This window comes from Amycolatopsis sp. NBRC 101858, from assembly GCF_030269325.1.
Lineage (GTDB): Bacteria > Actinomycetota > Actinomycetes > Mycobacteriales > Pseudonocardiaceae > Amycolatopsis > Amycolatopsis ponsaeliensis.
Genome location: NZ_BSTD01000008.1, coordinates 392,003 through 414,154, shown reverse-complemented (window position 1 = coordinate 414,154; position 22,152 = coordinate 392,003). Strand labels below are relative to the sequence as shown.

The following is a 22,152-nucleotide window of genomic DNA, read 5'->3' as shown; positions in this document are numbered from 1 at the left end:
GCTCCTAGTGGCAGGGGTAGGTCGGGCTGCTGTCGAGGACCTTGCCGTCGACGCCGATGAGCTGCGACTGGAACGACGTGTCCGTCATCGACAGCTTGAGGACGCCGAAGGTCTTGAGCAGCTTGGCGGTCGTCTGGTGCGCCGGGCTCAGGTCGTAGAGGTTGGCGCCGCCGGATCCGCCGACGATCTCGACCGGACCGTTGGCGTCGGCCTTGCCGTCGGCGTTCTGCGGCACGAACCGCTCGTAGTCGTGGTCGTGGCCGTTGAGGACCAGGTCGACCTTGTTGGCGGTCATGATGTTCCACAGCTCGGTGCTGTCGGGGTTGTCGCCGTGGTCACCCGAGCTCCACCGCGGGTGGTGGTAGTAGGCGGCGACGCAGCCCTTCTTGTTGTTCGCCAGGTCCTGCTTGAGCCAGGTGATCTGGGGCGGCTCGGCGAAGTCGTCGTGGGTGACGAAGTCGTTGGAGTCGAGGGCGATGAAGTGCCAGTTGCCCATTTCCCAGCTGTAGTACCGCTTTCCCTGCGGCTTGGCGATGGCGCCGAAGTAGTCCTCGTAGCCCTTGAACGGCGTGTCGTCGTAGGACTCGTGGTTGCCCGGGATCGGGCGGGTGATGCTCTTGAACCTGCCCCACGTCTTGTCGTAGTAGGACTTGAAGTCCGAGAGGTGGGCGTCGTCGTACTGGTTGTCGCCCATGGTGATCACGGCGGCCGGGTTCAGCTGCTCGACCAGTTTCGCGGTCTTCACATGGGCGCAGCTCGAACTGCTGGAGGTGCAGCGTTCGGCGATGTCCCCGGCCGCGGCGAGGACGAAGCCGGATCCGCTGCCCGCCTTGGTCTTCACGGTGACCGGGGTGCTGGTGCCCGACGTGTTCCCGGCGGCGTCGCGGGCGCGGACGGCGTAGGAGTAGCCGGTCTCGGGCGTGAGGCCGTTGTCGGTGTAGGCCGGGGTGGTGCTGGTGGCGACGACGGTGCCGTCGCGCAGGATGTCGTACCCGGCGACGCCGACGTTGTCCGTGGCGGCGCTCCACGTCAGGGCGGCGCTGGTGGCGGTGGTCGTGCCGGCGGTGAGGCCGGCCGGGGTGGTCGGGGCCTGGGTGTCGCCGGAGGAGTCCGTGGAGCCGAAGACCTGCATCTCCCAGAAGGAGTAGCCGTAGCTCGTCGCGCGGGTGACGCCGACGAAGCGGACGTACCGGCCGTGGGCGTTCAGGGTGAGGTCGTCGGTCTTGCCGTCCCCGTTGTCGACGGTGGTGGCGGCGGTGAAGTTCGTGCCGTCGTCGGAGACTTCGATGCGGTACTTCTTGGCGTAGGCGGCTTCCCAGGTCAGGAGCACCCGGTGGATCGCGGCGGACTGGCCGAGGTCGATCCGCAGCCACTGCGGGTCGGCGCCTTCGGCACTGGCCCAGCGGGTGGTGGTGCTGCCGTCGACGGCCTTCGCGCCGGCGTACGACGAGCTCTCGGTGGTGGAGGTCGCGACGGGCTTCCCTTGGGAGAGCAGGACATCGGCTGGGGTACTGGCCGTGGCGATCGCCGAGGGCAGCAGGACGATCGCGGCCAATAGGGGTGTGAGTGTTCGTAGGCGGGTCGACGGCACGTCGCGCTCCTTCTGGGCCTGGCGGTGGCTGGTGGGCTGCGGCGCTTTGAAACTGTTAAGAAAGTTTCCTAACTAAAGCGGACTGTATCGGTGACCGGTTTCGGCTGACAAGACGTGTCTTGTCGTTGAATCGGTCAAGAGGGTGAGGTTCCGTGCGTTTTCCCAGCTCAGCACGGTTTCCGCTGAGCGGTGCACTGCCCCGCGCCGCGGGATGGGTACCGCAGACGCCCGACCTTTCCCGGTTCGCCACCGGTTTGTCGGTGGTCGCGGGTAGCGTGGAAACCGGGGGCAGCGCCCATCCGCCCGCGCCGGTTTCCCTTATTTCACGCCGAAAATCTCGTCGCTCCCCGCCGCCGTGGTTCACCCGATCCAGCGATGATCATCGCACAGGTGTTCGGGTAGCTTCGGATGTATGACTTCACCCGTCCGAACTCAGCAGCTTCTTGATCTCGGCGACAGCGGCGCGTCCCGCCCGGTTCGCCCCGACCGTGCTGGCCGAGGGCCCGTACCCCACGAGGTGCAGCCGCGGCTCACGCACCACGCGCGTCCCGTCCATCCGGATCCCGCCCCCGGGTTCGCGGACGTGCAGCGGCGCGAGGTGGTCGATCGCCGCGCGGAACCCGGTCGCCCAGAGGATGACGTCGGCGTCGAAGCGAGAGCCGTCCGCCCAGACGACCCCGTCGGGCGTGATGCGCTCGAACATCGGCCGCCGCTCGAGAATCCCGGCGGCGCGCGCGGCGCGCACTTCCGGCGTCACGGCAAGATCGGTCACGCTCACGACGCTCTCCGGCGGCAGCCCGGCCCGCACCCGCTCGTCGACCTTCGCGACGGCGTCCCGTCCCCAGTTCTCGCTGAAGGGCTCGTCGCGCCACACGGGCGGGCGCCGTGTCACCCAGGCCGTGGCGCGGGCGAGAGGGGCGAACTCCATGAGTAGCTGAACGGCCGACGCCCCACCCCCGACCACGACGACCCGCTGATCACGGAAGTCGCCGGGGCCGGCGTAGTCCGCCGTGTGCACTTGCCGGCCGGCGAAGGTCTCCTGGCCGGGATAGCGCGGCCAGAAGGGCCGGTCCCAGGTACCGGTGGCACTGATCACGGCCCGCGCAGCCCAGCTCTCGGCCGGGCTCGAAACCACCAACCGCTCCCCCGCCCGCGTCACGGACTGGACGTCGACGGGCCGCAGAACCGGGAGGTCATAGACGCTTTCAAAGCGCGCGAAGTACTCCGAGACGACCTCGGAGGCGGGTCGCGTCACGTCCGGGCTGCCGAAGGCCATGCCGGGAAGGTCATAGATGCCATGCACCTTGCCCAGCACGAGGGAGGGCCACCGATACTGCCAAGCACCTCCGGCCCGCTTCCCATGATCGAGGACAACGAAGCCCCGCTCGTTGGCGAACCCGGCCCGCCGCAGGTGATAGGCAGCCGAGAGCCCAGCCTGCCCCGCCCCGATCACCACAACGTCGGTCTCGTGATCCGCACCGCTCATGTCAAGTTCAACGACTGACGCCCAAGGGTATTTCGCGCCATGAATCACAGACGTCGAGGGGTTGCCCCCACTTTCGCGGGGCGCCCGATCCAGCCACTCCAACCGAGTCCCACCACAGTCGGCGCGCCCGCCCCACCAGCCCGACCGCACCAAAGCCTCCCGGCCGAGCACACCCACTCACACGGCAACGCGGTTCCGCCCAGCCTCCTTGGCGCGATACAACGCAGCGTCAGCCGACCGAAGCACGTCATCGAGCGTCGGCCCCGCTTCCGGATGGCGCGCCACTCCGATCGAGACCGACAACCCGCTCACCCGGACCGTCCCGCTACCCGTCGAGATCACCACGTTCAGCTCGCCCACCGCGACCCGCACGCGTTCGGCGATGCCCAGCACGTCCGCGCGGCCGATGCCCGGCAGCAGCACCACGAACTCCTCGCCGCCGAACCGGCCGGTCGTGTCGCCCTGGCGCACCGCGCCGGAAATCGCGACCGCGACCGCGGCCAGGACGTCGTCGCCGGTGAGGTGGCCGTACGTGTCGTTGATGCGCTTGAAGTGGTCGAGGTCGATCATCAGCACCGCGAAGCCCCCGCCGGCGGGGCCGCGCCGCAGTGCGCGGCTGTGTTCGCGCGCTGCGGAGTCGTGCCAGCCGGCCGTGTTGAGCAGCCCCGTCTTCTCGTCCGTGACCGCCGCGACCTGCAACTGCTGTTTCAGCAACAGGTAGCGATGCAGCAGCAACAACGGCGCGACGACGAACACCACCAGCACCGGCTGCTCGGCCAGCGCCAGCGCGGCGAGGCCGCCGAGGCAGAGCGTGGCGAGCTCGAAAGCGTTGTCCTCCCACGTCCCGATCAGGTCGGCCGCCGAGCGCTGGCTCGTGTAGAGGTAGATGCCGGCCGAGACCAGGCCGATGTTCACCAGCTCGAACACCGCCGCCGCCAGGCAGAGCGCGAACAGGCCGCGCGCCGTCTGCAACGGCGTCCCGTGCAGGCCCGACACCGTGAGAACGGACGAAGCGGCGAAGCACGAGAGCATCGCCCAAGCCGTGCTGGCGACGAAGCGGTGCGCGGGCCGCGTACGCACCTGACGCCACACACGCACCCACAGGTGCGTGTAGAGCACGACAGCCAGTAGCGCCACCCAGGCCGGCGGCAGCAGGACGACGCCGGCGAGGTACCAGACCGACGTGACGTTGATGTGGGTCTGCCCGCTCATCCACCGCCGCAGCCGTTCGATGCGGCGCGACATTTCGGCCTGCGCGACGCCGAGCGCCACCAGCACCGCGAACCAGACCGGCCGCACGGGCTCGCCGAACCCGGTGACCAGCGCGACCCCGGTCGCCACGACGGCGACCAGCTCACAGCCGAGCGCGTAGGTGATCCAGCGGGCCTTCGCCCCGGCCCACATCTCCCACCGCGCGGGCCAGCCCGGCCAGGCGGAAAGCGCTTCCCGGCGCACGGCGGCCTGGGCTCTCAAGAGCCGTGGCCACAGAAGTGACGGACCGGCATCGTGACGTACCCCTTGCGCGAAGTTCGGCCGACCAGGTTGCCCAGCGTAGCCGTTCCGACGACGCGCGTCGCCAGTCCGGGCGAATTGCGGGCAACGCTCCTGCCCGAAGACCCGCGCAGGGTAGATCGGCCCAGCTCAGCGGATCATCGCTCCGGAAATAGGCGCCCGAGAACGCACACCCCGATCCCGGACGGGAGGAGCTCGCCCACCGAGACCAGCAAGATCGACGCGGGCCGACGGAGAATCGCGCGAAGACAGCGGCCGCGCGCAACAACGCAAGCTGGTCATCCGTGCAGCGCGAGCACGGGTGCGGACAGGGCTCAGCGGCCCAGCCCTGCTCAGCGGCGCAGCCTAGCGCGACCACCCACTCCGACCAGCGCAGATCCAGAACGCCGCCGGCTCACCTCAAAGAGCCGAGCCGCTCGCGCTACTTGCGCAGCGCCCGGATGATCGCCACCAGTCCGACGACCGCCGCGATCGCCACCAGCACCGGGGCCAGCCTCTTCAACACCGACTGCCCCGCGTAGTCGAGCAAGTCGATCGCTTCCGTCTCCGGGGCTGCCGGGACGCTTCGCAGCGGCGGACGCTCCGCCGCTGGCTTGGGGTCCGTGTTGATCTCCGCCGTTGTCGGCGCCGGCTTCACCGCCGGGGCCGGCTTGACCGCCGGCTCCGAAGCCACCGCGGGGACCGGCTCCGCCGCAGAGGCAGGCGAGGCAGGCTCGGCCGCCGGAGCCGGCTCGGCCGCCGGGGCCAGCTTGCCCGACAAACATCCCGCGAACGTGTCCAGGATCTTGCCGCCCACCTCGCTGATCAGGCCGCGGCCGAACTGGGCCGGCTTGCCCGTGATCGACAGGTCCGTCGCCACCGAACCGTGCGTTCCGCCCTCGGCCTCCGTCAGCGTCAACGTCACCGTTGCCGCCGCCGTGCCCGAGCCTCGCGAGTCCTTGCCCGATGCCTTGATCGTCACCTTGTGGGCGGCGTCGTCCTTCTCCAGGAACTCGCCGTTCCCCTTGTACAGCAGGGAAATCGGCCCGAGCTTGACCTTCACCGTCCCGCTGAACTTGTCCCCTTCGACCTTCGTCAGGGTGGCACCCGGCATGCACGGCGCCACCCGCTCGGGGTCGACGACCGCCTGCCAGACCTCGCCGATCGGAGCCGGGACGGTGAATTCGTGGTCGAGCCGCACGGGCCGACCTCCTCTCTGCCAGACCTGATGAGGTGTCCGGTGCCCACCCTAGCCGCCGCCGGGGCGGCGGCCAGGGGGACGAACTCCGAACGTCAGGCCCCGGCCGCCGCCGCGATCGCCCGGCCCGTCAGGACCTGGGCCAGGTGACGGCGGTATTCGACGTCGGCGTTGCTGTCGACCGGCGGGTTCGTGCCTTCCGCCGCGTGCGAAGCCGCCGCGGCGATCGAGTCGGCCGAGGCCTGGACCCCGACCAGCGCCGCTTCGACGCCCGACGCGCGCACCGGGGTCGAGCCCATGTTCGTCAGCGCGACCCGGGCCTCCTCGATGACTCCCGCTTCGGTACGGACGGTGACCGCGACCGCGACCATCGACCACGCCTGGGCGACCCGGTTGAACTTCTCGTAGTGCGCCCGCCACCCGGTGTGCTTGGGCACGCGGACCTCGACCAGCAGCTCGTCCGCGGCCAGCGCCGTGGTGAACAGGTCCTGGAAGAACTCCGCCGCCGGCACCGTCCGGCGCCCCGAAGGCCCGGCCAGCACCAGCGACGCGTCCAGCGCGAGCACCGGCGCCAGCAGGTCACCGGCCGGGTCGGCGTGGGCGATCGCGCCGCCCAGCGTGCCCCGGTGGCGGATCTGCGGGTCGGCGACCGTGTCCGTCGCCTCCTTGAGCAGCGCCGCGTGCGCGGCCACCAGCGCGTCCCGCTGGACGTCGTAGTGCGTGGTCATCGCGCCGATCACCAGGTCGTCGCCGTCCTCGCGCACTCCGCGCAGCTCCGCGACGCGCCCGAGGTCGACCAGCGTCGTCGGCGCGGCCAGCCGCATCCGCAACACCGGCAGCAGGCTCTGCCCGCCCGCGATCACCTTGGCGTCCTCACCCGCCGACGCCAGCGCCTGCACCGCCTCGTCCACTGTGGACGGGCGCACGTAGTCGAAGGAAGACGGGATCACTGCGCACCTCCGGTGGCATCGATGGAGCCCAGCCCGCCGCCGGCCTCGGAACGGCCGGGGCCGCCCGCGTCGGTGGTGCCGTGCTGGATGGCGTGCCACACCCGCATCGGCGTCAACGGCATCTCGATGTCGTTCACCCCGAAGGACCGCACCGCGTCGATCACCGCGTTGACCACCGCCGGGGTGGACGCGATCGTGCCCGCTTCGCCGACGCCCTTGGCGCCGAGCGGGTTCGACGTCGCCGGCGTCTCCGTGCGGTCGGTGGTGAACGACGGCAGGTCCGCCGCCGACGGCAGCAGGTAGTCGGCGAACGTCCCGGTCGTGAGCGTGCCGCTGTCGTCGTGCTCGGTGCCTTCGAACAGCGCCTGCGCGATGCCCTGCGCGAGCCCGCCGTGCACCTGGCCCTCGACGATCAGCGGGTTCACCGCGACGCCGACGTCGTCGACGCACACGTACGAGCGCAGCTTGATCCGCCCGGTCTCGGTGTCCACCTCGGCCGCGCACAGGTGCGTGCCGTGCGGGAACGAGAAGTTCTCCGGGTCGAACGTCGCATCCGAGTCGAGCGACGGCTCGACCCCGTCGGGCAGGTTGTGCGCGAAGAACGTCGCGAGCGCGACGTCGCCCATGGTCGTGGACGTGTCGGTGCCCTTCACGGTGAACTTGCCGCCGGCGAACTCGAGGTCGTCCTCCGCGCATTCGAGCAGGTGCGCCGCGATCGGCTTGGCCTTCGCGACGACCTTCTCGGCGGCCTTGATGACGGCGATCCCGCCGACGACCAGCGACCGCGAGCCGTAGGTGTCCAGGCCCTTGTGCGACGACTGGGTGTCGCCGTGCAGGATCTCGACGTCTTCGAACGCGACGCCCAGCTGGTCGGCGACGATCTGGCTCCACGCCGTCTCGTGGCCCTGGCCGTGCGCGGACGCGCCGGTCGTGACCTCGACCTTGCCGGTGGGCAGCATCCGGATCGACGCGTACTCCCAGCCGCCGGCGCCGTAGGCCAGCGAGCCGAGCACCCGCGACGGCGCGAGCCCGCACATCTCGGTGAACGTCGAGATGCCGATGCCGAGCTGCACCTTGTCGCCCGACTCGCGGCGCCGCGCCTGTTCGGCGCGCAGGCCGTCGTAGTCGAAGAGCTGCTTGGCCTTCTCCGTGGCGGCCTCGTAGTTGCCGGAGTCGTAGGTCAGCCCGCACACCGTGGTGAACGGGAATTCCTCGTGCTTGATCCAGTTCTTCTCGCGCAGCTCCATCGGGTCCATGCCGAGCTCGACGGCGAGCTCGTCCATGATCCGCTCGATCGCGAACGTCGCCTCCGGCCGGCCGGCGCCGCGGTAGGCGTCGGTCAGCGTCGTCGTCGTGAACACGTTGGTGCACGCGAAGTGGTACGCCGGGATCTTGTAGATCGCGTTGAACATGAACGCGCCGAGGATCGGCACGCCGGGACCGACGAGGCCGTTGTACGCGCCGAGGTTGGCGAGCAACTCGACCTTGAGGCCGGTCACCTGGCCGTCCCGGGTCGAGGTGATCGTGATGTCCTGGATCTGGTCGCGGCCGTGGTGCGCGGCGAGCATCGTCTCCGAGCGCGTCTCGTTCCACTTGACCGGTTTGCCGAGCTTCTGCGCGACGAGCAGCGACATCATTTCTTCGGGCAGGACACCGATCTTGCCGCCGAAACCACCGCCGACGTCCGGGGCGATCACGCGCAGCTTGTGCTCGGGGATGCCGAGCGTCAGCGCCGACATCACGCGCAGGATGTGCGGGACCTGCGTGGCCGCCCACACGGTGATCTGGGTGCTGGTCGGGTCGACGACGCAGGCACGTGGCTCCATGAACGCCGGTACCAGGCGCTGCTGCCGGAAGCGGCGCTTGAGCACGACCTCCGACGAGCTGATCGCGTCCTCGACGTTGCCGCCGGTGCCGGCCTCGGCCGAATCGAACTTCCAGACGGCGTTCGTGTTGGTGCCGAGGTCCTCGTGGACCAGCGCGGCCCCGTCGGCGATGGCGGCTTCCATGTCGAGGACGACCGGCAGCTCGTCGTACTCGACATCGATCTCTTCGAGCGCGTCGTGCGCTTCGGCGGACGTCCGCGCGACGACGACCGCGACGCCTTCACCGGCGAAGTTGACCTGGTCGGCGGCGAGTATCGGCCGGCGTGGCGCCTTCATGTCCGGCGTGATCGGCCACGCGCAGGGCATCCCGATCGCGCCGTCGGGGTCGAGGTCCTTCGCGGTGTAGACGGCGACGACGCCGGGTGCGCCCTTCGCCGCCGACGTGTCGATCGAGACGATCTTGGCGTGCGCGAACGGGCTGCGCAGGACCGCCATGTGCAGCATCCCGGGCAGCGCGAGGTTGTCGGTCCAGCGGGTGCGGCCGGTGATCAGCCGCTCGTCTTCCTTGCGGCGCCGTGACTTTCCGACTTCCGGTTCGATCGTGGCGGTCATCAGTCACCACCCACGCCGGCGTGCTTGGTCTCGGCGATCCGCTCGACTTCGGGGCCGGCGCCGGGGCTCATGTTCTGCGCGGCGTCGCGCACCGCGCGGACGATGTTCTGGTAGCCGGTGCAGCGGCAGAGGTTGCCTTCGAGCCCTTCGCGGACCGCCTGTTCGTCCGGGTCCGGGTTGTCGGCCAGCAGGTCGATCGACTGCATGATCATGCCGGGCGTGCAGAACCCGCACTGCAGGGCGTGGTTGTCGTGGAACGCTTTCTGCACCGGGTGCAGCTGCCCGTCGCGGGCGAGGCCTTCGATGGTGGTGACCTCACAGCCGTCGGCCTGCACGGCGAGCACCGAGCAGGACTTCACGCTGTGCCCGTCCAGGTGGACGGTGCAGGCGCCGCAGTTGCTCGTGTCGCAGCCGACGACGGTGCCGACCTTGCCGAGTTTTTCGCGCAGGTGGTGGACGAGCAACGTGCGGGGCTCGACTTCGTCGGTGTACTTCGTCCCGTCGACAGTGACGGTGATGCGCATCAGGCCTCCAAAAGCCGGTTCGGGAACGGCCCGCCCGACCGTGATCGGGCTCACAGACCTCCGAGCGTGCTACGCGACCTTCGCGCGAACAAGTCCTGATGTCACACGTTCAACTACCTGTTCCGCAGATACGCGGGAATCCACTGTGGAACGCCGTATGTGCGGAAGTCCGGATGGGTGAACTTTTGTGGGCCACCCGGAGCAGCACTCTCCGGAAAGCCGTTCAGCCGTGGATGCGCCCCGTCAGCTCGGCGAGACGCTTGCCGCCGCCACCCCACCGCAGCGCGATGATCTCCGCCGCGATCGACACCGCCGTCTCCTCCGGCGTGCGCGCGCCGAGGTCGAGACCGATCGGCGAGGACAGCCTTTCCAGCTCCGGCTCGGTGATCCCGGCTTCGCGCAGGCGGGCGAAGCGGTCGTCGTGCGTCTTGCGGGAACCCATCGCGCCGACGTACCCGACGTCCAGGCGCAGCGCGACCTCCAGCAGCGGCACGTCGAACTTCGGGTCGTGGGTCAGCACCGCGATCGCCGTGCGCTGGTCGATGCGCCCGGCCGCGGCTTCCGCCTCCAGGTAGCGGTGCGGCCAGTCGACGACGACGTCGTGCGCGTCCGGGAAGCGGCTGCTGGTGGCGAACACCGGCCGCGCGTCGCACACCGTGACCTGGTAACCGAGGTAGGCGCCCATGCGCGCCATCGCGGCGGCGAAGTCGATCGCGCCGAACACCAGGAGGCGCGGCGGCGGCTCGAAGGAGTTGACGAACACCGCCATGCCCTCGCCGCGGCGCTGCCCGTCCGGGCCGTAGTGCAGGGTGCCGGTGCGGCCGCTGGCCAGCAGGCCGCGCGCGTCGTCGGCCACGGCGTCGTCCATCCGCGAGGAGCCCAGCGAGCCCTCGGTGCGGTCCGGCCAGACGATCATGTGCTCGCCGACCAGGCCTTCGCGCTCGTGCTCGATGACCGTGACGACCGCGACGGGCTCGCCGCCGCGCACGGACGCGACGACGTCGCCGAGCTCCGGCATCGAGACGCGATCGACGTGCTCGACGTAGATGTCGATGATCCCGCCGCAGGTCAGGCCGACCGCGAAGGCGTCGTCGTCGGTGACGCCGTAGCGCTGCAGCACCGGCTTGCGCTCGGCGACGACCTCCTGCGCGAGCTCGTAGACGGCGCCTTCGACGCAGCCGCCGGACACGCTGCCGGCGACGGTGCCGTCGGAGGCGACGACCATCGCGGCGCCGGGCGCGCGCGGCGCCGACGAGAAGGTGGCGACCACGGTGCCGAGCCCGACCGTTTCCCCGTCGGACCAGCGGCGGAACACGTCGTCCAGTACGTCACGCATCGGAAATCTCCCCGAGCAGTCGTTCCAAAGTGGCCAGGGTGTGCCCGGCCAGCAGCCGGTCGATGTGGGGCAGGGCAGCCACGATCCCGGACTGGACCGGAGCGTACCCCGCACGGCCGGCGTGCGGATTCACCCAGAATACGGCGTGTGCGAGCCGGCGCAGGCGGGCGAGCTGCTCGCCGAGCAGGCCGGTGTCGCCGCGTTCCCAGCCGTCGGAGAACACGGTGACCACGGCCCGGCGGGCCACGCCGCGCTGGCCCCAGCGGTCGAGGAAGGCCTGCAGCGTCTCACCGAGCCGGGTGCCGCCGGCGAAGTCCGGCACCGCCGAACCCGCCGCGAGCATCGCGCGTTCGGGGTCGCGCTGACGCAGCTGGCGTGAGACGCGGGTCAGCCGCGTGCCGAGCGTGAAGACCTCGACGGACTGGGGTGCGCTGCGCGTGAGGACGTGGGCGAAGCGGAGCAGGGCGTCGGCGTACGGGCTCATCGACCCGGAGACGTCGATGAGCAGCACGACCCGGCGCGGCCGCTTGGCCCGCCGGACGTACGCGAGTTTCAGCGGTTCGCCGCCGCTGGCGAGCATGGCGCGCAGGGTGCGGGAGGGATCGAGCCGGCCGCGCTTGGCCGGGGTCCTTCGTGAGGCCGGCCGTTGGGGCGGCGCGGGCTTCAAGGTGGCGAGGAGTTCGCGGAGGTGTTCTCGCTCGGCGGTGGTCAGCGCGGCGAGGTCGCGGTGGCGGAGGACTTCCTGCGCGCTCGCGGCGACTTTCAGCTGCTCGGGGCCGTCGCCGCCGTCGGTGCCCGCGCCGTCGGCGTCGACCAGCGGGGCGATCCGGGCTTGCTTCGGCGCGGCGGACTTCGCGCGCTGCGGGGTGGTGGTTTCGATCGAAAACCACTGGCTGAAGGCTTCTTCGTAGCACGGGAGGTCGTCGGGGCTGGAGCACAGGGTGAGGCGGCCGGCCCAGTAGAGCTGGGTGGGTTCGGCGACGTCGATCTCACCGACGGCGGCGAGGTAGGCCTGCACGCGACGCGCGTCGCAGGCGACCCCGGCTTCGCGCAGGGCGGCGGCGAACCCGGCGTACCCGGCGACGGGATCGGCGGCGGTGGTCATGACTCCATTGTGCGCTCACCGGGGTCCGAAGGGGCGGATGAGCGGTGGGCTGCGCTGGTGGTGGCCTGTGTGCGGTGCCCGGTTCGTGTTCTCTTTCGGTGTCCCGGCGAGGAGTCGAACCTCGGACCTCGGCGTTCGTAGCGCCGCGCTCTGTCCTGCTGAGCTACCGGGACGGGGCGGTCTGCGCGCACGCCCCTCCCCGGGCAGGCGCAGACCGCGCTCTTCGCGGCGGCCGACCCGAGGTAGCGAGGGGTGGGCGCGAAGAGCCTTCAGGAAGATTCAGCGAACGGCACGGGAGATCGTGCCGCATCGGAGTTGCCGGGCTTCGGTCACGATCTCCTCCTCTCGGTGGTGTTGCCTGCTGTGCTGGAAAAAGCATGCCGGAGCCCGCCAGCGCAGTCAACGCAATTAACTGCGGTCCTTTGTGGACTCTCAGGCGAACAGGGCGTCGAGTTTCGCCCGGACGCGGTCGAGGTCTTCGCTGTATTTCAGGACGGCGCCGAGCGTCCGGGCCGCCGATGCCGCGTCCAGCTCGTCGCGGTGCAGGGCCAGCAGGGCCCGGGCCCAGTCGAGGGACTCCGCGACGCCCGGCGGCTTCAGCAGGTCCATCTCGCGCAGGCGGTGCACGGCTTCCGCGACCTGCCGGGCCAGCCGCTCGCCGATCTCGGGGATTCGCCGGCGCAGGATGGTGACCTCGCGCGCGAGGTCCGGGTGTTCCAGCCAGTGGTAGAGGCAGCGGCGCTTGAGGGCGTCGTGCACTTCGCGGGTCCGGTTCGAGGTCAGGACGACGAGCGGCGGCACCTCGGCGCGGACTTCGCCGTATTCGGGGATGGTGACGGCGTGCTCGTCGAGCAACTGGAGGAGGAAGGCCTCGAACTCGTCGTCGGCGCGGTCGATCTCGTCGACCAGCAGCACGCACGGCGCGGTGATCAGGGCTTGCAGCAGGGGGCGCGCGAGCAGGAAGCGTTCGGTGTAGAGCGAGCGCTCGGCGGCCTCGACGTCGAGCCCCCCGTCCCCGGCGGCTTCGAGGGCCCGCAGGTGCAGGAGCTGGCGCGGGAAGTCCCATTCGTAGAGCGCCTGGGCGGCGTCGATGCCTTCGTGGCACTGGAGGCGGACGAGCGGCCGGTCGAGGGCGGTGGCCAGCGCGATGGCGAGCGAGGTCTTCCCGGTGCCGGGTTCGCCTTCGCAGAACAGCGGACGGCCCATCCGGAGGGCGAGGAACCCGGCGGTGGCGAGGCCGTCATCGGCGAGATAGCCGGTCCGGTCCAGCGCGGCGGCGAGTTCTTCAGGCGAGTCGGTCACGCTGTCGATCGTAGGCGGCGCGGCGGCTGCGCGCGGGTCACCGCTTGAGGACGACACGCGTGCCTGGATGGACGACACGCGTGATTGGGCGGACGACACGCGTGATTGGAGGGTCGACTCGCCGGTTTTGGTGGGTCGGGTCGCGTGTCTGGTGGGTCGGGTCGCGTACCTGGGGGGGTCGGGTCGCGTGCCTGGACGGTCGGGTCGCGTGTCTGGGGGGTCGGGTCGCGTGCGGCGGCGGGTGTCAGGGGGGTGGTGCGGTGGGGAGGTCGGTGCGGTGGTCGACGTCGCGGCCGCTGCCGAGGTCGCCGCACTCGATGAGGGTCAGGTCGGGGCGGCCGGCCAGCCAGTCGCGGGCGCCGCGGTCGCCTTGGGCGGTTTCGGCGATTTCCGCCCACCAGCGGCGGCCGAGGAGGACGGGGTGGCCGGGGACGCCTTCGTAGGCCGCGCGGGCGACGGTTTCGGGGGTCGCGTCGGCGGCGACCCGGGTGAGGATGTCCGCGCCCACCCAGGGCAGGTCGACGAGGTGCACCAGCGCGGCCACCGGACCGGGCTCCTGGTCGAGCGCGGCGAGGCCGGCTTTGAAAGAGGCGCCCATACCGGTCTCCCAGCCCGCGGCCCGTACGGCTTGGGCCGGGTCGGGCAGGAGCGCACTGACCTCGTCGGCGGCGGCGCCGAGCACGACGCGGATGGGGTGGCAGCCGGCCGCGGTCAGGGTGGCGAGTGCGCGCAGGACGAGAGGTTGCCCGCCGAGTTCGGCGAGGGCCTTGGGGCCGCCGAACCGGCGGCCGGCCCCGGCGGCGAGGAGAAGGCCGGCGACGGGCGGAGTGCGGGGTGCGGCCGCAGTCATGGGCGCACGGCCACGGCGAGCCGGCCACCGGCGGTGCAGCCACCGGCAGTGCAGCCACCGGCAGTGCAGCCACCGGCAGTGCAGCCACCGGCAGTGCAGCCACCGGCAGTGCGGGGATTCGCTGCTCGGCCGGGAGCGGCGATCGCCGGGTCCACTCGCGGTCGGTGCTTTCCCTCCTCAGCCATGGGCGCGGCCCGGTGCGCTGATGGCCAGGTCGGCTTCTATCGACCTTGCCGTCTGCAGGAGGGGTGGTACCAGGTCCTTCTCCACCGACTCCGCTGTTGTGCGGCTTGCGTGCGTTGACAGGTTCACCGCAGCCACCACCCGGCCCTTGCGGTCGTGGATCGGGGCCGCCACCGAACGGAGGCCCTCCTCCAGTTCCTGGTCCACCATTGCCCAGCCCTGGTCGGTCACCTTGGCCAGCTCTGTGCGGAGGCGGTCCGGGGCCGTCACCGTGCGGTCCGTGAGGCGGTCGAGCTTCGCCACCACGAAGTACGCCTCCAGCTCCGCTCTGCTCAGGCCCGCCAGGAGGACGTGACCCATCGAGGTCGCGTACGCCGGGAAGCGGGTTCCCACGTTGATGCTCACCGTCATGATGCGGGAGACCGCCACCCGCGCCACGTAGACGATGTCCGTTCCTTCCAGGACCGACACCGAACTCGACTCGCGGACTCCCGCCGACAGGTGCTCCAAGTGGGGCTGGGCCACCTCGGGCAACGTCATGCTCGACAGGTACGAATACCCCAGCTCCAGGACGCGGGCCGTCAGGGAGAAGTACTTGCCGTCCGTGCGGACGTAGCCGAGGTCGGTCAGGGTCAGCAGGAAACGGCGGGCCGCTGCCCGGGTCAGGCCCGTTGCGCGGGCGACGTCGCTCAAGGTCAGCTCTGCCGCGTCCGCATGGAACGCCTTGATCACCGCCAGCCCGCGCTCCAGCGACTGGACGTGGTGGGCGCCGCGGTGGGCAGGCTCGCTGTCGAGCTCGGCTTCGATGGGCCTCCCCGTGTCCATGCCCGGCACCTTATCCGGCGTCGGCCGGCCGGGCGCTCGGCTCGCCGAGCTCGGCCAGGGTGCGCTGGGCGATGGCGAACGCCGCGTTCGCCGCCGGGGCTCCCGCGTACACCGCCGTGTGCAGGAGGACCTCGCCGATCTCCGCCGCCGTGAGGCCGTTGCGGACCGCCGCGCGGACGTGCATCGCCAGCTCGTTGTGCGCCTGCAGCGCGGTCAGCGCCGCGAGCGTGACGCAGCTGCGCGTGCGGCGGTCGAGGCCGTCGCGGGACCAGACCGAGCCCCACGCCCCCTCGGTGATGTAGTCCTGGAACGGGCGGCTGAAGTCCGTCGTGCCCGCGACCGCGCGGTCGACGTGCTCGTCGCCCAGCACCTCGCGCCGGACCTTCATGCCCTGCTCGTGACGGTCGCCGCTCGTGTCTTTCGGTGTCACAGCGCCTCCAGGTGCTCGAGGATCAGCCTCGTGAATTCTTCGGGCCGTTCGTAGCTGCCCAGGTGCGCGGCGTCCGGCACGACCTCCAGCCGCGCGTTCGGGATGCCCGCCGCGATCAGGTCGGCGTGGCCCTCCGGTGGGGTGGCCGGGTCGTCGGCGCCCGCGATGACCAGGGTGGGCGCGGTGATCTTCGGCAGCACGTCGAGCAGGTCCATCCGCTCGATCGCGCCGCAGCACGCCGCGTAGCCCTCGGCCGGGACGGCGGCGATCATCGACCGCAGGTACGCGGCGCGGTCCGGGTGCCGCTCGGCGTAGCCCGGTGTCAGCCAGCGGCTCACACCGGCCGCGGCCACCGCGCCGGTGCCCTTATCCAGGACCGTGCGGGCCCGGTCGGCCCACATTTCCGGCGGGCCGAGCTTCGCGGACGTGCAGCAGAGCACCAGGCTCGCGATCCGGTCCGGTGCGTGGGCGCCGAGCCACATGCCCGTCATCGCGCCGAGCGACAGGCCCACGAGGTGCGCTTTCGCGACGCCGAGGTCTTCGAGCAGCGCGAGGAAGTCGAACCCGAGGTCTTCGAGGTCGTACGGCGCCGGCGGCACCGGCGAAGCACCGTGCCCGCGCGTGTCGTAGCGGACCACCCGGAAGCCGCGCTCCAGCAGCGGCACGACCTGGGGTTCCCACATCCGGATGTCGCTGCCGAGCGATCCCCCGAACACCACCACCGGACCGTCTTCGGGCCCTTCGACGACCCGGTGCAGCCGGACGGCACCCACGCCGTCACCTCCGTTCGCGTTCGTCATACCCGGAAGAACACCGTCTCGCCGTCGCCTTGGAGGCGCACGTCGAACTGGTAGCCGTCACCGGTCTTCGTCGCGATCAGCGTGCCGCGCCGCTCTTCCGGGACCGTCGCCAGCACCGGGTCTGCCGCGTTGTCCTGGTCCTCGAAGTAGATCCGCGTGACGCACCGGTTGAGCAGGCCGCGCGCGAACACCGACACATCGATGTGCCGAGCCTGCGTAGCGCCGCCTTCGCCGGGCACCACGCCCGGGAGCACCGTGAGGATCCCGTACGTGCCCTCGGGGGTGGTCGGGCAGCGGCCGAAGCCGCGGAAGTCGCCGGACGCCTCGCCGCGCGGGTCGTCCGGGTGGCGGAACCCGCCGCCGGTGTCGGCCTGCCACGTCTCGATCATCGCGTCCGGGACCGGGTCGCCGTTGCCGTCGCGGACGATGCCGCGGATCCAGAACGCGCCGGGCGTGCCCTCGGGCACGACGTACGGGCCGTCCGGCCAGGGCAGCCCGATCGACAGGTACGGGCCGACGGTCTGCGAAGGGGTGGGGAGCAGCTTGGTCATTCGTCTTCGTCCTCTTCCTCTTCGAACACCGACGCGTCACGCCCGCGCAGCACGATGTCGAACTGGAACCCCAGCGCCCACTCCGACTGCGTGATCTCGTGGTCGTAGCGCGAGACCATGCGCTGCCGGGCCTTCTCGTCCGGGATGGAGTTGAAGATCGGGTCCTGGGAGAAGAGCGGGTCGTCCGGGAAGTACATCTGGGTGACCAGCCGCTGCGTGAACGCCGAGCCGAACACCGAGAAGTGGATGTGCGCGGGACGCCAGGCGTTGTCGTGGTTCTTCCACGGGTACGCGCCCGGCTTGATGGTGGTGAAGGTGTAGCGGCCGTCGCTGTCGGTCAGCGCGCGCCCGACGCCGTCGAAGTTCGGGTCGAGCGGCGACGGCCAGCGGTCGCCGGTGTGGCGGTAGCGGCCGCCCGCGTTCGCCTGCCAGATCTCGACGAGGGAGTCGCGCACCGGACGGCCGTCGCCGTCGAGCAGGCGGCCGGTGACGATGATCCGCTGGCCCTGCGGCTCGCCCGCGTGCTGCCGGGTGAGGTCGTTGTCGAGCTCGCCGAGGCGGCCGGGGCCGAGCAGCGGGCCGGTGACCTCGGTCAGCATCTGCGGGAGCAGCACCAGGTCCTGCTTGGGGTGCCGCAGCGCCGTGGAGCGGTAGCCGGGGAAGCCGAGCGGGGGGTGCGTGCCCTCGGGCTCCTCGCCGTAGCGGGGCAGCCTGAATTCGGTCGGAGTAGCCACGTCTTCTCTCCTTTACCGGCCTTCGAGGACGACGGCCAGGCCCTGGCCGACGCCGATGCAGATGGCGGCCAGGCCCCAGCCTCCGCCGCGGCGGTGCAGGTCGTGCGCCAGGGTGCCCAGGATGCGGCCACCGGAGGCGCCGAGCGGGTGGCCGATCGCGATCGCGCCGCCGTGGGTGTTCACGATCTCCGGGTCGAGCTTCTTCCAGTCGCGCAGGCAGGCCAGCGACTGGGCGGCGAACGCCTCGTTGAGCTCGACCGCCACCAGGTCGTCCCAGCCGATGCCGGCGCGCTCGAGGGCGATCTCCGCCGCGCGCACCGGGCCGATGCCGAAGACGTCCGGGTCGACACCCGCCGCGCCGCGTCCGGCGATCCGGGCCAGCGGGGTCGCGTCGAGCCGGCTCGCGCTCGCTTCGTCGCCGAGCAGGAGCGCCGACGCGCCGTCGTTCAGCGGGGAGGCGTTGCCCGCCGTGACGGTGCCGTTCTCCTTGCGGAAGACCGGCTTCAGCTTGGCCAGCTTCTCGGCACTGGAGTCCGGGCGGATGCCCTCGTCGCGGGCCAGGTCCACGCCGTCGACCGGGACGACCAGGTCGTCGTAGAAGCCGTCGTCCCACGCCTTCGCGGCGTTGACGTGGCTTCGGGCGGCGAAGGCGTCCTGCTCGTCGCGGCCGATGCCGTAGCGCTCGGCGAGCTGCTCGGTGGACTCGCCGAGGGAGATCGTCCACTGCGAGGGCATCTCCGGATTGACCATGCGCCAGCCGAGCGCGGTGTTGTAGAGGGTCTGGTTGCCGGCGGGGAACGCCTTCTCCGGCTTCGGCATGACCAGCGGCGAGCGGGTCATCGACTCGACACCGCCGGCGACGACCAGCGAAGCGTCACCGACCTGGATCGCGCGGCTGGCCTGCATCACCGCGTCGAGGCCGGAGCCGCACAGGCGGTTGACGGTGTTGCCGGGGACGCTGGTGGGCCAGCCGGCCAGGAGGGCGGCCATGCGGGCGACGTTGCGGTTGTCCTCGCCCGCGCCGTTCGCGTCGCCGAGGGTCACCTCGTCCACTGTGGACGGATCGAGGTCGTTGCGCGCCACGAGGGCCTTGAGGACGCCCGCGGCCAGGTCGTCCGGGCGGACACCCGCCAGCGCGCCGCCGTAGCGGCCGAACGGGGTGCGGATCGCGTCGAGGACGTAGACGTCGGTCATGCCTTCTCCAGCTCTCGCAGGAGGGTGAGCTCCTGCTCCGTCGGGGCGGGGGTGGTCTTCAGGTCTTCCGCGACCTTCAGTTTCCACCCCGTCGCCTTGATCGCCCGGTCCAGCTCCACGCCCGGGTGCAGCTCGGTGAGGGTCAGCTCGGCGGTCTCCGGGTCGGGGCGCATCAGGCCGAGGTCGGTCACGACCAGCGTCGGGCCCTGGCCGGGGAGGCCGAGCTTCTCGCGGTCGCCCTTGCCGGAGCCGTGGCCGAACGACGTGACGAAGTCGACCTTCTCGACGAACGCGCGGGGGCTCTGGCGCAGCACGATGAACACCTCGCCGCACGACGCCGCGATCTCCGGGGCGCCGCCCGCACCAGGGAGGCGGACCTTCGGGTCGTGGTAGTCCGAGCCGATCACGGTCGTGTTGATGTTGCCGAACTTGTCGAGCTGGGCGGCGCCGAGGAAGCCGACGTCGATGCGGCCGGGCTGGAGCCAATAGTTGAACACTTCCGGGACGCTGACCACCGCGTCGGCGGTGTCGGCCAGCTCGCCGTCGCCGATGGACAGCGGGAGGCGGGACGGCTTCGCGCCCAGGCAGCCGGATTCGTAGATCAGGGTGAGGTTGGGGGCGTGCGCGCGGCGGGCGAGGTTCGCCGCCTTGCTCGGGAGGCCGATGCCGACGAAGCAGGACATGCCGTCGCCGAGGGCACGGGCCGCCGCGATGCTCATCATCTCGTCGGCCGTGTAGTCGGTGCTCATGCCTTCGCCTCCGCGGTCTTGCGGGTCGTGCCGGTGTGGTGGACGCGGGCCCGGCCGGTGGGCGCTGCCTCGGGGAAGGAGGCGGCGATTTCCCGGCCGGGCGCCTGACGAACGGGTCGATGCGTGTTCATGCCTTCACCCCGGTCAGCTCATTCAGCCACTTCGTGAACTCCTCGCGGTCGCGGCCCACCTCGTCCCACGCCTGGTACGCCGAGTTGTCGCGCTCGTAGTACCCCGCCGCGTACGACGGCTTCGCTCCGCCGGGTACTTCGGCCACCGCTGTGACCACCCAGGACGGGAGGATCACCGCGCCCACCCGGGGCTCCAGCTCGTCGACGATCTCCTCCACCGTCACGATGGAGCGCTTCGCCGCCAGGACCGCTTCCTTCTGGACGCCGGTGATGCCCCACATCTGGACGTTGCCGGCGCGGTCGGCGCGCTGGGCGTGGACGATCGTGACGTCCGGGTTCAGCGCCGGGACCGCGGTGAGCCGCTCGCCGGTGAACGGGCACGTGATCGGCTTGATGGTCTCCGTCTGCGCCGGCAGGTCCGTGCCTGTGTAGCCGCGCAGCACCGCGAACGGCAGGCCGGACGCGCCGGCGACGTACCGGTTCGCCATGCCCGCGTGGCTGTGCTCCTCGATCTCCAGCGGTACCGGCCAGTCGTGCTGGACCGCGTCACGGAAGCGGTGCAGCGAACCCACGCCGGGATTGCCACCCCACGAGAAGATCAGCTTGCTCGCGCAGCCCGCGCCGATCAGCTGGTCGTACACGATGTCCGGGGTCATCCGCACCAGCGTGAGCCCACGCCGGCCCTGCCGGATGATCTCCTGCCCGGCCGCGACCGGGATGAGGTGCGTGAAGCCCTCGAGCGCGACGGTGTCGCCGTCGTGCACCAGCCGGCCGACGGCCTCCTCCAGTGACAGCAGCTCTGCCATCCCACTCTCCCGCATCCGTTCGCATGACGCACACTCGTTCTGAAACCGAACATAGCACGTCCCGCGGGCCGCCGACCAGACGTCTTCCACCCAATGGATGACGCAGGCACGGCGAAGGGGACTTTCCGCGCGTGAGCAGCGAGGAAAGTCCCCTTCGGAGGAGAAACGTCAGCCGATCCGGACCAGCCGGGAGCCGTGCGGCGGCACCGAAGACGCCGTCCACGAGCCCCGGAACCGCCCGAGGTCCTTCCGCGCGACGAGGTCGCGCACCGGCCGCGCCCCCGGCACGCCGAGGTCCACCGTGATGTCCGCGGGCGTGGAGCCCAGGTTGTAGACGGCCGCGTACGTCGTGCCGTCCGGCGCACGCTTCTTCCACACCTGGAGGTTCCCGCCGGTCACCTGCGTCGCGTACGTCCCGGACTGGTCGACGCGAACGACCTCGGGATTCGTCAGGATCGACACCGCGGAGGCGTCCAGGAAGCAGATGTCTCCCCCGACGTACAGCGGCGAAGACGCCATCGACCAGAACGTCATCACGCTCTGCCGCTCGACGTCGGAGATCCCGTCCTGGATGCCGGACCCCGTGTTGTTGCTGATCGGCATGGAGTCCAGGTCGGGCCGGTACTGCGGCCCGAACACGCCCTGCCACGAAGGCAGGTCCGCCCACCGCGCCTTCACCGAGCTGTCCCAGGTGGACACGGTGTCGCAGTAGCACTCGACGTCCGTGTCGATCCGCACGCCGTTGGCGTGGGGAGCGAGGGACGGCCCGATGGACCGCGGCACCGGCCACGCGCTCGCCGTCAGCCACATCGGCCGCCGGGAACGATCGATGGCCTTGGACCAGGCCGCGATGTCGGGGACGTTGTCGGCCGTCGTGCCGTCGACCTTGACGAAGTCGACGCCCCAGGACGCGAAGCGGGCCACGATCGAGTCGTAGTACTTCTGCGCGCACGGGTTCCCGAAGTCGACCTTCCAGTTGCCGCCCCAGCCGTTGGACGGTGTCAGCGGCCGGTAGGCGATGTCCTGCGCGTGGCACGAGGTCCCGAGGATGGGCGCGTTCTTGTCGTAGACCTCCTTCTCGAGCCCGGTCACCGCGTACAGGCCGAGCTTGAGCCCGAGCCCGTGCACATAAGAAGCCAACGCGGGGATCCCGGACGGGAACCGGCCCGGATCCGGCGCCGGGATCCCGTTGACGTCGGTGTGGAACACCCACGACAGGTCCGCGTTCCAGCCGGAGTCGATGTTGACGTTGGTGTAGCCGGCCGGCTTGAGCTTCGAAGCCAAGGCCGAAGCCGCGTCGCGGACGTGCGACTCGTTCAGCCACGACGTGCCGTAACCCGCGCGGGTCGACGACTCGAGGCTCCAGCTGCTCCAGCCCATGAACGGCTTGACGAACGGCGTCCGCGCGTCGGCCACCGGAACCAAGAGGGACAGGAAACCGAGTACAGCAAGGAAAACGGAAAAGAAGCGTTTCACCG

Annotated in this window: 21 protein-coding genes and 1 tRNA gene; all 22 read right to left on the bottom strand. The window is 70.9% G+C overall.

Going from position 1 to position 22,152, the window contains the following annotated elements:
• Window positions 1–4 precede the first annotated feature (4 nt).
• Window positions 5–1,591 (bottom strand): discoidin domain-containing protein, encoded by a 1,587-nt coding sequence (locus QSK39_RS49040; protein WP_285484720.1) that lies wholly within the window; start codon window positions 1,589–1,591, stop codon window positions 5–7.
• Between the two features lie 418 nt (window positions 1,592–2,009).
• The gene (locus QSK39_RS49035) at window positions 2,010–3,077 is read right to left on the bottom strand and encodes an NAD(P)-binding domain-containing protein (protein WP_285484719.1); all 1,068 of its coding nucleotides are present in this window, start codon (window positions 3,075–3,077) and stop codon (window positions 2,010–2,012) included.
• Between the two features lie 177 nt (window positions 3,078–3,254).
• Window positions 3,255–4,481, bottom strand: a complete 1,227-nt coding sequence (locus QSK39_RS49030) for a GGDEF domain-containing protein (protein ID WP_434056757.1) — start codon at window positions 4,479–4,481, stop codon at window positions 3,255–3,257.
• A gap of 529 nt (window positions 4,482–5,010) precedes the next feature.
• A complete protein-coding gene (locus QSK39_RS49025; RefSeq protein WP_285484718.1) occupies window positions 5,011–5,769 on the bottom strand; it encodes an SRPBCC family protein in 759 nt (252 codons plus the stop codon).
• 92 nt (window positions 5,770–5,861) lie between these two features.
• Window positions 5,862–6,716, bottom strand: coding sequence for an FAD binding domain-containing protein (locus tag QSK39_RS49020; RefSeq protein WP_285484717.1), 855 nt, complete (start codon window positions 6,714–6,716; stop codon window positions 5,862–5,864).
• Entirely contained in the window at window positions 6,713–9,154 is a 2,442-nt protein-coding gene (locus tag QSK39_RS49015) for a xanthine dehydrogenase family protein molybdopterin-binding subunit (RefSeq protein ID WP_285484716.1), read from the bottom strand. The genes QSK39_RS49020 and QSK39_RS49015 overlap by 4 nt, the downstream gene beginning before the upstream one ends.
• Window positions 9,154–9,678: a (2Fe-2S)-binding protein gene (locus QSK39_RS49010; protein WP_285484715.1), complete on the bottom strand. Its 525-nt coding sequence runs from the start codon at window positions 9,676–9,678 to the stop codon at window positions 9,154–9,156. Before QSK39_RS49010 ends, QSK39_RS49015 begins: the two co-directional genes overlap by 1 nt.
• A gap of 223 nt (window positions 9,679–9,901) precedes the next feature.
• Window positions 9,902–11,014, bottom strand: coding sequence for an XdhC family protein (locus QSK39_RS49005; RefSeq protein ID WP_285484714.1), 1,113 nt, complete (start codon window positions 11,012–11,014; stop codon window positions 9,902–9,904).
• Window positions 11,007–12,119, bottom strand: a complete 1,113-nt coding sequence (locus QSK39_RS49000) for a vWA domain-containing protein (RefSeq protein WP_285484713.1) — start codon at window positions 12,117–12,119, stop codon at window positions 11,007–11,009. The genes QSK39_RS49005 and QSK39_RS49000 overlap by 8 nt, the downstream gene beginning before the upstream one ends.
• Before the next feature lie 99 nt (window positions 12,120–12,218).
• Window positions 12,219–12,292: transfer RNA gene (locus QSK39_RS48995), tRNA-Arg, on the bottom strand.
• Window positions 12,293–12,551: 259 nt separating this feature from the next.
• Window positions 12,552–13,421: an AAA family ATPase gene (locus QSK39_RS48990; protein ID WP_285484712.1), complete on the bottom strand. Its 870-nt coding sequence runs from the start codon at window positions 13,419–13,421 to the stop codon at window positions 12,552–12,554.
• A gap of 244 nt (window positions 13,422–13,665) precedes the next feature.
• Window positions 13,666–14,271 carry a nucleotidyltransferase family protein gene (locus QSK39_RS48985; RefSeq protein ID WP_285484711.1) on the bottom strand — a complete coding sequence of 202 codons (606 nt, stop codon included), beginning with the start codon at window positions 14,269–14,271 and terminating at the stop codon, window positions 13,666–13,668.
• A 177-nt stretch (window positions 14,272–14,448) separates the two neighbouring features.
• Complete coding sequence (locus QSK39_RS48980) at window positions 14,449–15,279, bottom strand: IclR family transcriptional regulator domain-containing protein (protein ID WP_285484710.1); 831 nt, start codon at window positions 15,277–15,279, stop codon at window positions 14,449–14,451.
• Between the two features lie 10 nt (window positions 15,280–15,289).
• Window positions 15,290–15,709, bottom strand: coding sequence for a 4-carboxymuconolactone decarboxylase (gene pcaC / locus QSK39_RS48975; protein ID WP_285484709.1), 420 nt, complete (start codon window positions 15,707–15,709; stop codon window positions 15,290–15,292).
• Complete coding sequence (pcaD, locus tag QSK39_RS48970; RefSeq protein ID WP_285484708.1) at window positions 15,706–16,509, bottom strand: 3-oxoadipate enol-lactonase; 804 nt, start codon at window positions 16,507–16,509, stop codon at window positions 15,706–15,708. The genes pcaC and pcaD overlap by 4 nt, the downstream gene beginning before the upstream one ends.
• Window positions 16,506–17,060 (bottom strand): protocatechuate 3,4-dioxygenase subunit alpha, encoded by a 555-nt coding sequence (pcaG, locus tag QSK39_RS48965; protein ID WP_285484707.1) that lies wholly within the window; start codon window positions 17,058–17,060, stop codon window positions 16,506–16,508. Before pcaG ends, pcaD begins: the two co-directional genes overlap by 4 nt.
• The gene (gene pcaH, locus QSK39_RS48960; RefSeq protein WP_285484706.1) at window positions 17,057–17,794 is read right to left on the bottom strand and encodes a protocatechuate 3,4-dioxygenase subunit beta; all 738 of its coding nucleotides are present in this window, start codon (window positions 17,792–17,794) and stop codon (window positions 17,057–17,059) included. Before pcaH ends, pcaG begins: the two co-directional genes overlap by 4 nt.
• 12 nt (window positions 17,795–17,806) lie before the next feature.
• Window positions 17,807–18,988, bottom strand: a complete 1,182-nt coding sequence (locus tag QSK39_RS48955) for a thiolase family protein (RefSeq protein WP_285484705.1) — start codon at window positions 18,986–18,988, stop codon at window positions 17,807–17,809.
• Window positions 18,985–19,737 (bottom strand): CoA-transferase subunit beta, encoded by a 753-nt coding sequence (locus QSK39_RS48950; protein ID WP_285484704.1) that lies wholly within the window; start codon window positions 19,735–19,737, stop codon window positions 18,985–18,987. The genes QSK39_RS48955 and QSK39_RS48950 overlap by 4 nt, the downstream gene beginning before the upstream one ends.
• Window positions 19,734–19,868, bottom strand: coding sequence for a hypothetical protein (locus QSK39_RS48945; protein WP_285484703.1), 135 nt, complete (start codon window positions 19,866–19,868; stop codon window positions 19,734–19,736). The genes QSK39_RS48950 and QSK39_RS48945 overlap by 4 nt, the downstream gene beginning before the upstream one ends.
• Window positions 19,865–20,674 carry a CoA transferase subunit A gene (locus QSK39_RS48940; RefSeq protein WP_285484702.1) on the bottom strand — a complete coding sequence of 270 codons (810 nt, stop codon included), beginning with the start codon at window positions 20,672–20,674 and terminating at the stop codon, window positions 19,865–19,867. The genes QSK39_RS48945 and QSK39_RS48940 overlap by 4 nt, the downstream gene beginning before the upstream one ends.
• Window positions 20,675–20,842: 168 nt before the next feature.
• The gene (locus QSK39_RS48935) at window positions 20,843–22,150 is read right to left on the bottom strand and encodes a glycoside hydrolase family 27 protein (RefSeq protein WP_285484701.1); all 1,308 of its coding nucleotides are present in this window, start codon (window positions 22,148–22,150) and stop codon (window positions 20,843–20,845) included.
• Between the last annotated feature and the right edge of the window lie 2 nt (window positions 22,151–22,152).

Bases quoted from the DNA above. Each gene is read 5' to 3' on its own strand.
- QSK39_RS48950 (WP_285484704.1), bottom strand. From the start codon at position 19,737: ATGAGCACCGACTACACGGCCGACGAGATGATGAGCATCGCGGCGGCC.
- pcaD (WP_285484708.1), bottom strand. From the start codon at position 16,509: ATGACGAACGCGAACGGAGGTGACGGCGTGGGTGCCGTCCGGCTGCAC.
- QSK39_RS48940 (WP_285484702.1), bottom strand. From the start codon at position 20,674: ATGGCAGAGCTGCTGTCACTGGAGGAGGCCGTCGGCCGGCTGGTGCAC.
- QSK39_RS48955 (WP_285484705.1), bottom strand. From the start codon at position 18,988: ATGACCGACGTCTACGTCCTCGACGCGATCCGCACCCCGTTCGGCCGC.
- QSK39_RS49005 (WP_285484714.1), bottom strand. From the start codon at position 11,014: ATGCGTGACGTACTGGACGACGTGTTCCGCCGCTGGTCCGACGGGGAA.
- QSK39_RS49000 (WP_285484713.1), bottom strand. From the start codon at position 12,119: ATGACCACCGCCGCCGATCCCGTCGCCGGGTACGCCGGGTTCGCCGCC.
- QSK39_RS49010 (WP_285484715.1), bottom strand. From the start codon at position 9,678: ATGCGCATCACCGTCACTGTCGACGGGACGAAGTACACCGACGAAGTC.
- QSK39_RS49015 (WP_285484716.1), bottom strand. From the start codon at position 9,154: ATGACCGCCACGATCGAACCGGAAGTCGGAAAGTCACGGCGCCGCAAG.
- QSK39_RS48945 (WP_285484703.1), bottom strand. From the start codon at position 19,868: ATGAACACGCATCGACCCGTTCGTCAGGCGCCCGGCCGGGAAATCGCC.
- QSK39_RS48985 (WP_285484711.1), bottom strand. From the start codon at position 14,271: ATGACTGCGGCCGCACCCCGCACTCCGCCCGTCGCCGGCCTTCTCCTC.
- QSK39_RS49035 (WP_285484719.1), bottom strand. From the start codon at position 3,077: ATGAGCGGTGCGGATCACGAGACCGACGTTGTGGTGATCGGGGCGGGG.
- pcaG (WP_285484707.1), bottom strand. From the start codon at position 17,060: ATGACCAAGCTGCTCCCCACCCCTTCGCAGACCGTCGGCCCGTACCTG.
- QSK39_RS49030 (WP_434056757.1), bottom strand. From the start codon at position 4,481: ATGTGGGCCGGGGCGAAGGCCCGCTGGATCACCTACGCGCTCGGCTGT.
- QSK39_RS48980 (WP_285484710.1), bottom strand. From the start codon at position 15,279: ATGGACACGGGGAGGCCCATCGAAGCCGAGCTCGACAGCGAGCCTGCC.